Origin of the sequence: Roseburia sp. OM02-15 (genome assembly GCF_003481835.1) — a bacterium.
GTDB lineage: Bacteria > Bacillota > Clostridia > Lachnospirales > Lachnospiraceae > Eubacterium_I > Eubacterium_I ramulus_A.
In genome coordinates this window covers 241,263-256,289 of sequence record NZ_QULX01000001.1, presented here as the reverse complement: position 1 = coordinate 256,289, position 15,027 = coordinate 241,263, and the positions used below count along the sequence as shown (strand labels likewise).

The window sequence follows — 15,027 nt, the reverse complement described above, 5'->3', positions numbered from 1 at the left end:
CTCTCTCACATATTGCTGTTTGCAAATACGTTTCCTGTCACTTTTGTTTCGTAACCAAGATTCCAATACTTTAGTCCCGCTGCATTTTCTTTGCAATGACGGAAGATAAAATATTGATCAGAAGTACCATTATCAGCAAAATAACTGCTGTGGCAAATGCCTGATCCGTATGTAATCCTTCCTGGGAAAGTACATACATATGTACGGCCAGTGTACGTCCGGATGAAAGCAGGTTCTTCGGTAAGGTTGCCATGGTTCCTGCGGTGTAGATCAGTGCTGCTGTCTCACCGGCGATTCGTCCGGTGGAAAGAATGACACCGGAGAGGATACCTGGAATGGCACTTGGAAGTACGATTCTAAATACTGTACGGAGTTTGCCTGCGCCCAGTCCGAAACTTCCTTCACGGAAGCTGTCCGGCACTGCCAAAAGTGCTTCCTCTGTGGTTCTTAAAACGGTTGGCAAAACCATGATCGCTACAGTTAAAATACCTGCCATTAAGGAGTAGGACATATGGCATGCGGTTACGAAGAACAACATACCGAACAAACCGTAAACGATGGACGGAATACCTGTTAATGTTTCTGCTGTAGTTCTGATGATTTTTACCAGTTTATTGCCTTTTTTTGCATACTCTGTCAGGTATACTGCAGAGAATACACCGATCGGAACTGCGATCAGCAATGCCACACCGATCATGATCAATGTGTTGATAATAGACGGAAGCATTGATACGTTATCACTGTCATAATGTAAGGAAAACAGTGACGGTGTCAGATGCGGGATACCTTTGCCCAGAATATACACGATCAGGTAGCCAAGCATCACAATGGTAAAAATTGCAGCCAGAATGATCAGTATTTTTAAAATCAGAGAGCCGACATAAATCTTTTTCTTTGTCTTTTTCATTATTCCTTCTCTCCTTTTCCTTTGATAATACTGAACGCCAGGTTAATGATCAGGATGAATACAAACAGTACCACACCGGTTGCGATCAGTGCTTCTCTGTGAAGTCCGGTTGCATATCCCATCTCAAGTACAACGTTTGTGGTCAGTGTACGCACGCCTTTTAAGATTCCCTGCGGCATACGCGGCTGGTTTCCGGCGATCATTACAACCGCCATGGTCTCACCAATGGCACGGCCGATACCAAGTACTACACCGGCTAAGATTCCGGATTTTGCTGCCGGGATCACGCATCGGAAAATGCTTGCCTCCTTTGTTGCTCCCAGTGCCAGTGCACCTTCAAAGTAGGCGTTGTTTACGGCACGGATGGAAGTCTCTGTCACACCAATGATGGTCGGCAGGATCATGATTCCAAGCAGGAAAGATGCGGTCAGAATGCTCATTCCGTCTGTCCGGTTTGTTCCGAAGATCATACGAACCGCCGGTACGATGACCATCAAACCGAAGAAGCCGTATACAACTGACGGGATTCCTGCCAGAAGCTCTGTTGCCGGTTTGATGATTTTGTAAAGTCCCTTCGGACAATATTTTGCAAGAAAGACTGCAGTAAAAATACCGATCGGCACACCTACTGCAATGGCACCGCCTGTAATGTACAGACTTCCGATGATCATCGGGAAGATGCCGTATTTATCGTTTCCGGGCTTCCAAACCTGTCCGCCCAGGAATTTTCCAAGTCCTATTTTTCCCATTGCCGGGATTCCGTTTGCAAATAAGAAAATGCAGATCATGGCTACTGCCACGATGGAAATACAGGCAACAAGCAGGAAAATAATTTCAAACACTTTTTCTTTTCGTTTCATATGTTTTGTTTCTCCCTATGGGAATGCGCCACACAGATTCTTTTCTACATAAAGCGGACATTCACAATCCACTTTCGCTACTTGTTCATGAACACAATCGCTTTACGACCTGCGTTCAAATCGGAATCTGTAGTGACGCATATATAATTTGTGTTATTTAATGGAACTGATTATTTTACAGCATCCCACTGTGTAACTTCACCTGTGAAGATCTGTTTTACCATATCAGAGCTGATCTCATCGATCGGGTTTGCATTATTTACGATAACTGCGATACCGTCAAGAGCGATCTTTGTAGCTGTAACGCCTGTCTCCTCGTCTTTCAGATCACGGGAAGCCATTCCGATGTCACATTTTCCATCGATAGCGGATGTGATACCTGTTGTGGAATCTGTTGTCTGCTGCTCGATCTCAGCGTTCGGGTTCACCGCTTTGTAAGCCTCTACCAGTTTCTCCATAACCGGTGATACGCTGGAAGAACCATCGATTGTGATCTTTCCGCTTGCTCCTGTAGATGTGAATGTGTCACCCTGTGCTACAGAGATATATCCGTCATCTGCGATTACCTGCTGTCCGTCAGCACTCATGATGTAATTGATGAAATCCTGAGCCACATCACTTACGGTATCTTTTGTGATGATGTTGAACGGTCTGGATACTTTGTAAGTTCCGTTGGATACGTTCTCTGTAGTTGCCTCAGCACCATCGATTTTTACTGCTTTTACGGTGTCATTTAAAGAACCAAGGGAGCAGTAACCGATTGCGTATTCGTTACCTGCTACCGTAGACATCATAACCTCTGTGTTGTTTGTGATGGTTGCGTCTACCGTTGTCATATCTTCTTTCTCGCCTGCATCATTTTTTACTTCGATGCCAAACAGCTCGATGAAAGCGCCTCTTGTACCGGAACCGTCCTCACGGGATAATACGCTGATATTTCCAGAAAAATCAGAAGATGCATCTGCGCTGCCTGTGCTACCGCTCTCTGTTGCTGCGCTTCCTGCGTTGTCTGCTGCTCCGTTATCGCTGTTTCCACATCCTGTAAGTCCAAGTCCTGCTACTGTTGCTGCGCAAAGTACAAGTGCCATCATTTTTTTCAGTTTCATTTCGATTCTCTCCTTTTCGATTTACATCTTTTTCTTGTTTATTTTTTATGTACAGACCTGCATTGCCTTTGGCTTATTCGGGTCATGCTGGCAAGTTGTTTTGTTTGCCTTACGACGTATACTTTAATCAGATTTGGCTTTTCATACTATCAGGATTGCGCAAAAAAAAAGTAAAGCTTTTGTAAAAAACTTTACTTTCGAAGATATTTTCAGGGAGAATCTTTATTTTTCACAGAAATAAAAGCACAAAAAAGAGCTATCCGACTTTCTCGTCATCAGATAGCTCTGTCACCTGTTAAATCTAAGCTTCACTATATAACCTCCCTTTCTTCTATTTCTTTTGTCTCAACTATGGATCTCTACCTCTCAATGGACTTGTCCTCCTTTAACTGATTGTTTTATAATGATAAACTCTGTCAAAAGAGATTATTTTCTTGCTTACTCCATTGGACTGACCTCCTGTAGTTATTTAACGAAAGAAGATTTTTTATTTTGTTTTCTCTCTTCTTTTGTTGTCTTTATTGTATTGCACTTTAAGTGATTTGTCAACACTTTTTCTGTATATTTTTTATATTATTTTAAATTATCTGTTAATTATGTTTTATTGCATTATTTTGTCTATTTCAAGAATGCTCCGGAATTTTTTCAAATCGAACATCAGTCTCCAAACTGTTCTCTTGCAGTTTCAATATAATCTAAAGCATCTTCATGGTTCTGCTTTATTTCCTCGGCAGTCACTTCACGTCTGACTTTTGCCGGAGAACCAACTGCCAGCATACCATCCGGAATCACTGTTCCCTGTGTCACCAACGCGCCTGCACCGATGATCGCATTTTTTCCGATCTTTGCTCCATTCAAAACAATGGAACCCATGCCGATTAGTGCACCATCTCCGATCTCACATCCGTGAATGATCGCTGCATGACCAACCGTGACATGATCCCCGATCACAACCGGAAAACCTGCGTCTGCATGAAGAATGCAGCCATCCTGAATGTTGCTGCCTTCCCCGATAGTGATACTGTCATGGTCTCCTCTGGCTACTGCCTGATACCAGAGACTACTGTCTTTCCCCATACTGACAGCACCGACTACCGTTGCATTTGGCGCAATGTACGCACCACTTCTATTGCATGCTTTTTCTTCTTTCATCACTTTATACCTCTCCTTTTGTATAAAATTTTGTTCTTCTCCACCCTTCAAGTCGAACGCACGTGAGACTTGGTGCGTGATTCTGGTCAGCGAAAGCTGACATATTCTTTTCAGAATCACTGCACATCCTCGCGGAGCATTTATCTCAGTCGGAGATTGAACTCCCACTGAAAAATACTTGTTACTACTCACCACTTGCAGAAGTGGGAGTCTCAACTCAGACTGAGATAAAGTTTGCTATTCTCTGAAATCCCCTTACGACTGGTAATGCCTTGCAGACTCCGTCGTTGCCAGACCGCCCTCGCTGGTCTCTTTTAAGCAAGCCGGTAACTGATTTCCAATCCGCCGCATACTGTCAATGACTTCATCCGGATCAATGGCACTGCGGATTCCTGCCACGGCAAGCTGTGCCGATGTCACCGCATTGACTGCTCCATAAGAATTCCGCTTGATACACGGAACTTCCACCAGACCTGCCACCGGATCACAAACCAGACCAAGCATATTTTTCAATGCCAGAGCTGCCCCATGCATAATGGCTTCGGCATCTCCGCCCTGAAGACAGACCAGCGCTCCCGCTGCCATGGCACTGGCAGAGCCGATCTCTGCCTGACATCCGCCGGACGCTCCTGCCAGAGAAGCATTCTCTGCGATGACTTTTCCGATTCCGGCTGCCACATAAAGCGCCTGCACAAGCATTTCTTCCGTTGCCGGAAAATCTTCTGCAAAACTGAGTAATACCGCCGGAAGTACGCCACAGGAACCTGCCGTCGGTGCTGCAACGATACGCCGCATACAAGCGTTGGATTCTCCCATTTTTATTGCTTTTTCCATGACTTTTCCGATAAACGGTCCGCAGATATTGTTTCCGGACGCATTATATTGTTCCAGCTTTTCTCCGTCTCCGCCCGCGCGCCTGCTTGCAGAACGGCGCGCTCCGTCATAATCCTGATCTGCCTGCCACATTGCCCGATACATCTCATGCATTTTGGCAAAGGACTGTTCAGCAGTCCGCTCGCTCTCAATCATATCCGCCTGCTGTACAATCTCCCATACAAATTTCTCCTGTGCTTCTGCCAGTTCTACCAGCTCTCTCAGACTGTGATATTCTACTGCCATAATTATGGTTTCCTTTTCTACCTGTTATTCTATTCCCATCTACATCCTATTTGTGGAATTCGATCGGCGCTCAGTAAATCTTATAATTCAAGAATGCTTCTATAAAAAATAAGAGAACATCTTTTACCTTAGTAACATTACGCCCCAATTCCGGCAAAATACGTCACTTTCAGCACGCCTTCCACCTGTTCTAACCACTGAATGCCATCCTCGGAAATTGGCTGATCACATTCCACCACCATAACTGCCTGCTCACCCTTGGCAGAACGATACACCTGCATGGTCGCAATGTTGACATTTTTCTTTGCCAGCATGGAAGTAACTGCCACGATACATCCCGGCTGATCCATATTGTGTACGATCAGTGTCGGACATTCCCCTGAAAATCCAGTGTTGATGCCATCGATCTTATCAATACTGATCCGTGAACCACCGATGGAAGACACCTGTACTTCCGTATATTTTTCTCCGACACCGGTTAATCGGATCACTGCCGTATTCGGATGAGCTTCCTCCAGATGCGCCTCACCAAACGCCACCGTTATCCCACGCTGTGCAGCAATCTCGAAACTGTCTGCGATCTGGTAGTCATCCGGCTGCATCCCCAGCAGACCTGCAACCAGCGCTTTCTTCGTACCATGTCCTTCCCCAGTTGCCAGAAAGGATCCATACAAAAGGATCTCTGCTTTGCAGATCGGTTCTCCCAACAGTTTTCCTGCCACATAACCCATTCGCACGGCTCCCGCAGTGTGGGAGCTGGATGGTCCGACCATGATCGGACCTACGATATCAAATAAATCCATCGCTGTACTCTCCTTATTTTTCGGTCTGTTTATTTATAATGACGCAGACAGTAGACCGCATCATAGCGCAGACGCAGACGGATCCGCCAGTTACTTTTTTTGTCTACTTCTGAAATTTTTGTCAAAAATGCGTCTACCGTACGCTCCTCAAACTGCTTGAGGATCATGCCTCCGTATGCTGCCTTTTCCAAAAGAACACAGACACGTTTGTACTCTCCCGGACTGGTCTCAGAAAAAGTATCTGCAATCGCGGTATCGGTATCTTCCATATTCCATCCAAGACTTGCATCAATTCCACGGATCGCAAGCAAATGATAAATTTTCTTCGTCTTGTATCCAATCCGCTCGCTGTCTGAAAAATAGCTTTCATGCTGTTTCCAGATGTATTCTGCCAGTATTCTTAAAATCTCTAATACAACAAAGATAGCAGTAAGCAGGATCACCAGCAAACCAACAATCCCAAGACAGATGGCTGCCACATTAAATACTTTTTTCAGGATTTCCGGTGCTTTTGAACCCTGATTACCGGAATTTTTCACAATGTTTGTATCATAGCCATTGTTGCTTAACACCGCATTTTTCTGAACGGTATCCGGCAGACTTACCATCTGCTGTAATGATACAGAATCGAAATAATATCCCGGTGTCACATCTACCGGAAGCCAGCCGATTCCGTCAAAATAAACTTCTACCCATGCATGTGCATCTTTGCCGGTCAGAAATACCTTTCCGCCGTTTGCTGCGGACTGTTCCTCTGATACAAAATACCCTTCTACATAACGCGCCGGAATTCCATGTACCCGCAGTGACTCTACTGCTGCGGATGCATACAACATCGAATTTCCCTGTCTGGATTTTGTCAGGAAATAGCGGATCGGATCATAACTTTCCGGTGCTGCCATCGGTTTTTCCACATATTTCACGTTATTATTTAACACCGTTCGTACCTGACTTAAGGCACTGTAGATACCATCGCTTTCCGGATCATAATCATCCCAGAAAATTTCATTCATCAATTTCACCGTATCTGCATCTGTCTGTGTATAATTCTCATATACAAAATCACGATACACTGATTCCGTTTGGCAATACTGTTTCTGCGCCTCTGTGGTCGGATCGCTTACCCAGTCCTCTGCCACTGTCAGCTCTGCCGGTCTGGAACCGGACAGTTCTGTTCCGGAATAAGAACCAGCTCCACGCCAACCGGTACTAAACAGTCGGGAAGAACGTTTCTCTTTATAATTGGAACCGTTTACTTCCTCCATGCTGACTGGCAGATAGAAATAATATCGGGAAGCGTCTGTCACCGAAATACTCAGCTCATTTTCTTCCGGCTGGTTGTCCTCGGAGCAGAGTGCATAATATTCTGCCACCTGCATCTGTGGGTGAAATCCCTGCTGTAAAAACCATTTCATGATTCCGGCATTTTCATTGCCATACGTATAAGAAGGCAGTTCATGCCATACTCCATTCTGATATACTTCGCCTACAAAGCCTCGCAGATAGAGCATTTTCTGCTGCCCTGTCTGAACCTGGAGCATCTCATTCGAATTTTTCTGCAAGGAAGCTGCCTGTCTGAGATCTCCCTCCGGCAGAGAATCCTCACCGTAACGCCAGGTTCGGATCTGTTCCTTCCACTGTTGTCTTGCCTGTGTCACAGAATCCAGATTTTCCTGTGGAAGCGTCAGACCACCGATCACGACAATCACCGACACCACTACAAAACAGAACAGATTTCTGGCAGTAACGTAACCGCCCTGAATTGCCAGAAATAATCCGGCTAATCCGATCAAAAACAGCATGCCCATATATGGTTGAAACATACCTGTCATCAATGCAAGCATCGTCCATGCCATACTGTATCCAATGCCACAGATCACTTTACGGTCTTTTACCATCCACCAGCAAAACTGTGCACAGAAAATGACCATCAACAGTGTAAATGACTGCATTGCCGCATTTTCCTGCGAAACGGAAAGCAGTGCCACACCACCATCGTGTACTTCATTCCAGTACATAAGGATCATGTTGATCCAACTTTTGGCACCGGTCCAATATCCGTGAAAACCGGTCAGGATCAGTACCAGAAGCCATGGTCCTCCATAGTAGAATACCTTCATCCACTGTTTTTCTCTCTTTCTCTGTGACAACACACAGCAGACCAGTGTGGCGATCATCAGCAAATATACCATTGCCGATATCGACGGATACTCATTCCCCTCTGCATGCAGTACACTCAGACTGCCAAGGCACAGACAGAGGCTCAAAAGAAGGTGGATTCCTACTTTAATATGTAATTTTCCCTCACTATCCGGTACAATCCGATCAACGGTAAACTGTTTTTTCGTACGTTTCATAGTAATCTATTATCCTTAACAAATAATCCGGTACATTTCTTCTGTCTTATCTACCGGTATATCGATCATTTCACAGCTTCCACTCACGCTGCTGATCACTGTATCCAGATCTGCTCTGGCACTGACCACGGTGGTTCCAATCTGACCACTTAACGTATGCAGATTTTGCTGATATACGCCTGCAGACAGGATCAGTAACCGTGTAAAATATTCTTCCAGATGCTCTGTGATAAAATATTGCAGCGCCTGTCCACTGTACTCTGGAATCGGACTGCTCATCCACAACATCAGCATCCGCTGCAGATCCCGTCGATCCCGCACTTCACAAAGCTGCAGACCATTTTTACCCGGAACCGCCATACAGAATGCACATCCAAGCCGCAATAACTGTTCTCCGATCGCAGTACCAAATGCTACAGCTGTATTGATTTCTTCTACAGGATTTTCCTGCGGTTCTCCATGTTCGTCTGCTGCTTCTATATTCATAACTTTACGTCCCAGATCCGGTAAAAGTACCATATTGTAATGAGACGGATCGCTGGCTTCCCGCAAAATGAGATTCTCTGTCTTGCTGGAAAGCTTCCAGTGTACCAAACGGATATCGTCTCCCGGCACATATTCCCGGATATCAAACATCTCACTTGGATCATTTCCTTTCCGGTTCTGCATGCGCCCTTCTTCACGGGGTGCTCCAATGGTTGCCCGGGACATTTCCACATGCACGTTCACGGAACGCGGATATACGATGGTCTGTACCGTCTCAAAGGGACGAATTTTCCTTCGAAATAATTTTAACAGATCCTGCAGTAAAATCTCTGCACACTGTATCTTCACTTCCCCACAGCGCCGCGCCGGAATGGTCAGCTCCACTTCCCTGGATTTACCGGACAAATACATGAAATAATATTTGCGTTCTGTACTGCAAAACATGGTATTTTCAATATCCACGCCCATCAGAATACTACGTGCTGCATACAGAGGGAATCTGGAATACATCTTTACCTTTACTTTCAGGTCTTTTCCTTCCTGTGTTCCGGAAACAATTTCCATATCCACCATCATATTTCTGGCATCTACACGGCTCAATACAGCCATCAGCACGGCAAGCACCACCATCATGATCAGCAGAAATAACAGGAACCGATTACTAAATAAGAAAACAAGCACTGCCAGACACGCCATCAGGACAAGATAGCCGATCCTGTTTTTGTTCATATCCTTTACTCCTCTGTTCCAGGTCTGAGTTTCAGCAGAATTTCTCCCAGAATATCTTTTGCCTGAACGCCTTCTACCTGCGCCTGTGGACGCAACACCAGACGGTGTGCACATACATCACAGAATACACTCTGTACATCTTCCGGAATCACATAATTACGCTCCCGGATCAGCGCATTTGCCCGCGCCATTTTAACAAGTGCAGAAACACCACGCGGAGAGATACCAAGTTCGATCAGCGGATGACGTCTGGTCTCCTCACACAGACGGATCGCATAACGCAGTACGCTGTCTTTTATCTCTACAGAAGACAGATAGTTCTGCACTTCCAGTACGTTCTGTGCATTTGTCACCGGTTTGATATCCAGCAGCGGATTGTGATAACGCTGCGCGGTAATGATCTGCATCTGGCTCTCAAGCGTCGGATAACCGATGGACAGACATACCATAAAACGGTCTAACTGTGACTCCGGCAACGGCTGTGTTCCGGAGAATCCCAACGGGTTCTGTGTTGCGATACAGATAAACGGCAGTGGCAGCACATGTGTCTCACCATCGATACTGATGGTATTTTCTTCCATAACCTCCAGAAGCGCTGACTGCGTCTTCGGTGAAGTACGGTTGATCTCATCTGCCAGAAGAAGCTGACAGTTTGCAGCTCCTTCCCGGTATTCAAATTCATTCGTCTGACGGTTAAACATCGTAAAACCGGTAATATCTGACGGCAGTGTATCTGTTGTAAACTGAATACGTTTATTGCTGAGTCCAAGCACTTTGGAAAATGCCAGTGCCAGTGTTGTCTTTCCGACACCCGGAGCATCCTCCAGCAGTACATGTCCTCCTGCATAGATTGTCATAAGTACTTTTTCAATGATCTCTGTTTTACCGATAAAAGCCTTACTGATCTCTTCTACGATCTGTTTTGACTGTTCCACGATCATTCCTGTGTATCCTCCTGTTCCGGGATCGCCGCATCTGTATCTTTTGTCGCTACATCTGCATCCTCACTCTTTTTCTTATCCTTGTCTGCAGATGTATCTTCTGACTCTGCACTGTCTGCATCTTCATGGTCGGAATCTGTACGGTCCGCATCTGTATTTTCAGAAGCGGCGGTATCCAGATTTCCGATTCCTGTATTTACCATCCATATATTGGAATTTTCATAAACTGTATTGCCAGAAACATCCGTATTGGTATTTTCCTCTGTGGTTCCTTCCGTCGTACCATCTGGATCAGTATCCGTTGTCTCTCCGGAGCCATCCGAAGTATTGTCTTCTACCTGCTCCGGGTCCAGTCCCATCATGGCACGGATACGGTTATGGGATACTACCAGACGCTTGTTCACTTCTGTCAAAATCTCCTCATTCGTCGGTTCTGTACCATTCTGTTCTGCCAGATCTGCCTCAACTCCTGCCCACATATCTTCCGCAGTATCATAGCCGGCAAAAATGTACTCCCACATACTAATATAAAAGTCTTCCCAGCCTTCCGGTACCTGAATATGAATGCGGCTGTCATCGATTCCAAAGGAGAACGGCACTCCATTAAGGATATCATCATCGCTTCGGAACAAATTCGGCGCCCAGCCTTCAAATACCAGCGTAACGCTGTCGCTCTCCACACCGGCAAAGGCATTGCTGTAAATAGCAGACAGACCATTTGGAATTACTACTTTCTGCAGATTTTTCGCCTTGGAAAAAGCACCCGTTCCAATATTATCCAGATATCCTCCGGATGCCAGTCCGATTGTTTCTGCATCCAGCGTTGCTTCCGTACAATATGACGGCACTCCGGTCAATGTGACAAATCCATAGCTGTCAACCGTATACTCATACCATTCTGATAATCTGGATACCTCCTCCATTCCTAATGCTTTTCGTGCACGGTTCTCTGCTTTCAGCAATGCTTCTGCCACATAAGCATCTACTTCTTCATCTGACGGGAACTCCCAGGTATCCCAGTTTATATGCTGCCATCGAATATCTTCCCACATTCGATCGTATGCAGACTTATTCGGATAATCAATATAACCGGCAAAAGCATAGCGCCAGTCACGTATATACATTTCCTTTGAACTCTCCGGCACATGAATCCGTAATTTTTCCAGTTCTTCTTCCTCTGTCCAGCCATAATTAAACTGATATTCCCTCGTTCCATAAAGCATCAGCTTCGGGGCTGATTCGCTGTTAAAGTATATATCCCGCAGACTGTCACATCCGGTAAATAATCCGAAATAAACTGCGGAATTGTCAAGGAACTCACCAAGCGACACGTTTGTCATATTTTTACAATCTTGAAATACACCCTCTCCCAGATAAACACTGGCATCTACCGTGAAATCTGTAATGGAATTACAACTGGTAAATGCATCGTTATCCAGATAGAAAAAGGTTCCTGACAAAGTGATACTTCCACCCAGATCTGAATTGCGGAATGCACCCGGATCCAGCCAGTGCAGTCCCAACATATCATCCCAGTTTACAGAATAACTTCCGGATGGACTTTTCGTATCCGCCAGCGCATAGTGAAACAGCTCCGTGGTGCTCTCCGGCAATGTCACCTGATCTGACACTTCTCCGCCTGACCGCAGGCCAATCCATGGAGATCCATTACTATCCAAACCATATAACATTCTGGCATCTCCACCAATATCCACCAGACCATAAGAGGCTACCCCTGATGCTGCCGTAAAAGAAAGATGCCCGTCAAAGTAACCGGTAGAATCCGTCGGCGTATAAAAATAATACAGTCCGGTATTAATCGAATAACTGTCAGAAATCAGCGGCGCGTAATCATCTTCCATGATGCCTTCCATCGCATTGGATGCCACAAATCGCAGACTGTCACATCCGCAAAACGCCTCATTTCCAATTGTGATCGTATCGGTAGAATTAATTAAAATTCCCTGCAACTCAACACAATCTTCAAAAGCATTGTAACCAATCTTCTTGATACTTTCCGGAAGTGTTACCCATTCCAGATCCTGACAGTCAGAAAAAGCCTGCTCTGCAATGGCATTGATTTCAAGCGAAGTTCCATCCTCTGCTGTCATTGTGCCATCAAAAGAGGTAAGATTCTCCGGCACACTCATCAGCGTAATGCCCGCATCTGATATTCTGTAATAGTAACCCTCTGCTGATTTCTGTAGCAGTTCTACGGAAACATCCTTATCCGTTCCGGAATCAGCCAGTTCTTCTTTTACTGTATCATACTGCTTCTTGGAATAACACCAGATAACAGTTACATCACTGTCATTTAAGCATCCTTCTTCCAGATGAAGTGTTGTTCCATTTTTAGGCAAAATCAGTGTCTCAATACCTGTTCCTTTGGAAAAAGCATCTTTTTCAATCTGTTTTGCAGTATTTGGCAATGTAACGGATGTATTATTTTTTGAAACGATTCTGCGTATTTCACCTTTACTGCTTATAACAACACCACTTTTCATCGTGTATGTAACGGACGGATCATCCGCAGATGCCACACTGTTTCCGGTTCCATAGCGGATATTTGCATTATTCTCCTCCAGAAACTCCTCCATATAAGACTCCGGTACTACCAGTTTACAGTGATTAATATTTTCATAACTGAGTGACGGTACACCATCCAGCGTCTCTGCCTCAATATGAATCTCGGATATCTGATTATCTGCATTCAGGTTTATATTGGTAATCGCCGCAGGAATTGTCAGTTTCTTTAATTTGTAAGGAATTCCAAGGATTTCCGTAGCTTCTTTGTTCAGCAACACACCCGCGTCTGTGGACTGATAAACCGGATTATCCTCATCTACCAGATAGCCACGGTTGACATGTAATCCTTTACTGCTGTCAGCAAGATATATTACCGTATCCGGGATTTTCAAATAGTCAACATCCAGATCTGTGGATTCGTCAATCGACACTGCCTGAATATATTCCGGCACAGTCAATTCATCATATTGCATTCGGTCAAGAATCGTACCATCCTTCATTCGTTTAACAGCTTTATTTGAAATACCTGTCAGTGTCTGCAAATAAGTCAGACTGTTTCCAGATGGATCAATTTTCCCGTCATCTGTCATCCAGAACACATTAAGCTGAACCGTATATTCACTGCTGAGTGGTACGTTCTCTGCCGGTTCAAGGATATGTCGTCCCTCTGTGGAAGTATATAACCACGAAACCAGTTTTCCATCTTCCATCCATCCAGGGAACAATGTTGTTAACGGTTCGGTTCCCAGATAGTCCCACTGAAACCGATACAGATTCACAATGGAGCCTACCTCCGGATTTTGATCATAATTCAGAATCGTATCTGTATCGATCACAGAATTTTCTTCCTGAATTTCTTTGGAAAGTACAAAGACACGATTTGCTTTTAAACCATACGGCACCTGGCGCTCTACCCATGGTTTATTTTTGGTCAGTCGATAAGACACCTTGATAATCATGGTATCATCCGTCACCGTGGTCGGAATCGTCAGTGGAAATTGATCTTTCCAGGTTGTACCGCCATCAAAAGATACCGCATCAATCCGGATAAACTGATTCAGAGCACTTTCTCCCCAGACATAGCGATTTTCCCGGTCATTGGAATATACGAACGTATCCAGCGAATTATATATCAGCGTCTGGTCAATCGTCTGTCCTTTATACATATAAACGGCATCCGCATCCCAACGCTGACAGATTACTACACCTGCATAGTCACCATCTTCATCTTCGGTAACATCTGAAATGCCATCATCCGGATAAGGATGATCAATAACACCATCTACCCGGTTGTTCCATTCTTTCTTTACTTCGGGATCTTTTGCGGTTGCAGACGGTCTTTTGGTACTGGAACCACTGTTATTGTTGTCAGAATTGTTATTCCCATTATTTTTGTCATCTGTGGACGGTGTTTTATTTGTATCAGAGCCGGAATTATTGCTGCTCCCATTTCCATTCGTGCTGTTCTGGTTATTTCCACTGCCATTACTGGCACCATTTCCATTCGGATCCGTGATCTGCCCGGTTCCGTTGCCGTTGATAATGATATCTGCATTGGAAGTATCATCTGTCAGATTATAGACCCCGCCATTCTGACTGCCAGTTCCATTCTGTGTACCGGTGAACTGATCGTTATTTCCACTGGCATCGCCACTGTTCACGCCAACGGTTACAGCTGTCGCACGACCATTCTGCAGATCTTTCTGGAAGAGATAGTCCGACTGGTTTGCATTTTCCTGATTGTTGTCCTGCTGATCATTCTGATTTTTTTCCCAGAGTTCACTGTTATCGCCGTTATCATCCTCGGTATGCTCTACCTGATCCTTGTTATCGGAAAAAACGACCTGATTATTCTGAAGCTTACGGTTGGAATCTTTTGGTTGAAAATTCACCCCGCTCTGGTAGGCAACTGCCACCGTTACCGCACCTGCCGTGATCACAGAAGCAGCAGCGATCGCCACACCCGCTTTTTTATTTCTATTTTTCATCTATTATACCCACTTTTCTCTTGCGCATAATCTTTCAAGAATGCTCCGGCATT

10 protein-coding genes are annotated in these 15,027 nt (G+C 45.0%); all 10 read right to left on the bottom strand.

What is annotated here, in order from left to right; translation table 11 throughout:
• Nucleotides 1-70: 70 nt before the first annotated feature.
• The 10 genes from pstA to DXB15_RS01170 all read right to left on the bottom strand — a co-directional run bounded on the left by pstA (nucleotide 71) and on the right by DXB15_RS01170 (nucleotide 14,974).
• Nucleotides 71-907 (bottom strand): phosphate ABC transporter permease PstA, encoded by an 837-nt coding sequence (gene pstA / locus DXB15_RS01215; protein ID WP_118701789.1) that lies wholly within the window; start codon nucleotides 905-907, stop codon nucleotides 71-73.
• A complete protein-coding gene (pstC, locus tag DXB15_RS01210) occupies nucleotides 907-1,767 on the bottom strand; it encodes a phosphate ABC transporter permease subunit PstC (RefSeq protein WP_118701788.1) in 861 nt (286 codons plus the stop codon). Before pstC ends, pstA begins: the two co-directional genes overlap by 1 nt.
• A gap of 170 nt (nucleotides 1,768-1,937) precedes the next feature.
• The gene (locus DXB15_RS01205; protein WP_118701787.1) at nucleotides 1,938-2,873 is read right to left on the bottom strand and encodes a substrate-binding domain-containing protein; all 936 of its coding nucleotides are present in this window, start codon (nucleotides 2,871-2,873) and stop codon (nucleotides 1,938-1,940) included.
• Between the two features lie 657 nt (nucleotides 2,874-3,530).
• Entirely contained in the window at nucleotides 3,531-4,025 is a 495-nt protein-coding gene (locus tag DXB15_RS01200; RefSeq protein WP_109215102.1) for a gamma carbonic anhydrase family protein, read from the bottom strand.
• Between the two features lie 255 nt (nucleotides 4,026-4,280).
• Nucleotides 4,281-5,144: an L-serine ammonia-lyase, iron-sulfur-dependent, subunit alpha gene (sdaAA, locus tag DXB15_RS01195; RefSeq protein ID WP_118701786.1), complete on the bottom strand. Its 864-nt coding sequence runs from the start codon at nucleotides 5,142-5,144 to the stop codon at nucleotides 4,281-4,283.
• Nucleotides 5,145-5,281: 137 nt separating this feature from the next.
• A complete protein-coding gene (gene sdaAB, locus DXB15_RS01190) occupies nucleotides 5,282-5,947 on the bottom strand; it encodes an L-serine ammonia-lyase, iron-sulfur-dependent subunit beta (protein WP_118701785.1) in 666 nt (221 codons plus the stop codon).
• A gap of 29 nt (nucleotides 5,948-5,976) precedes the next feature.
• Nucleotides 5,977-8,304: a transglutaminase-like domain-containing protein gene (locus DXB15_RS17155; protein ID WP_243115574.1), complete on the bottom strand. Its 2,328-nt coding sequence runs from the start codon at nucleotides 8,302-8,304 to the stop codon at nucleotides 5,977-5,979.
• A gap of 15 nt (nucleotides 8,305-8,319) precedes the next feature.
• Entirely contained in the window at nucleotides 8,320-9,519 is a 1,200-nt protein-coding gene (locus DXB15_RS01180) for a DUF58 domain-containing protein (protein WP_158582165.1), read from the bottom strand.
• Between the two features lie 5 nt (nucleotides 9,520-9,524).
• Complete coding sequence (locus DXB15_RS01175) at nucleotides 9,525-10,460, bottom strand: AAA family ATPase (RefSeq protein ID WP_118701783.1); 936 nt, start codon at nucleotides 10,458-10,460, stop codon at nucleotides 9,525-9,527.
• Nucleotides 10,457-14,974, bottom strand: a complete 4,518-nt coding sequence (locus DXB15_RS01170; RefSeq protein WP_118701782.1) for a leucine-rich repeat domain-containing protein — start codon at nucleotides 14,972-14,974, stop codon at nucleotides 10,457-10,459. Before DXB15_RS01170 ends, DXB15_RS01175 begins: the two co-directional genes overlap by 4 nt.
• Between the last annotated feature and the right edge of the window lie 53 nt (nucleotides 14,975-15,027).

Coding starts and splice junctions, on each gene's coding strand:
- DXB15_RS17155 (WP_243115574.1), bottom strand. CDS start 8,304: ATGAAACGTACGAAAAAACAGTTTACCGTTGATCGGATTGTACCGGAT.
- DXB15_RS01175 (WP_118701783.1), bottom strand. CDS start 10,460: ATGATCGTGGAACAGTCAAAACAGATCGTAGAAGAGATCAGTAAGGCT.
- sdaAA (WP_118701786.1), bottom strand. CDS start 5,144: ATGGCAGTAGAATATCACAGTCTGAGAGAGCTGGTAGAACTGGCAGAA.
- sdaAB (WP_118701785.1), bottom strand. CDS start 5,947: ATGGATTTATTTGATATCGTAGGTCCGATCATGGTCGGACCATCCAGC.
- DXB15_RS01170 (WP_118701782.1), bottom strand. CDS start 14,974: ATGAAAAATAGAAATAAAAAAGCGGGTGTGGCGATCGCTGCTGCTTCT.
- DXB15_RS01205 (WP_118701787.1), bottom strand. CDS start 2,873: ATGAAACTGAAAAAAATGATGGCACTTGTACTTTGCGCAGCAACAGTA.
- pstA (WP_118701789.1), bottom strand. CDS start 907: ATGAAAAAGACAAAGAAAAAGATTTATGTCGGCTCTCTGATTTTAAAA.
- DXB15_RS01200 (WP_109215102.1), bottom strand. CDS start 4,025: ATGAAAGAAGAAAAAGCATGCAATAGAAGTGGTGCGTACATTGCGCCA.
- pstC (WP_118701788.1), bottom strand. CDS start 1,767: ATGAAACGAAAAGAAAAAGTGTTTGAAATTATTTTCCTGCTTGTTGCC.
- DXB15_RS01180 (WP_158582165.1), bottom strand. CDS start 9,519: ATGAACAAAAACAGGATCGGCTATCTTGTCCTGATGGCGTGTCTGGCA.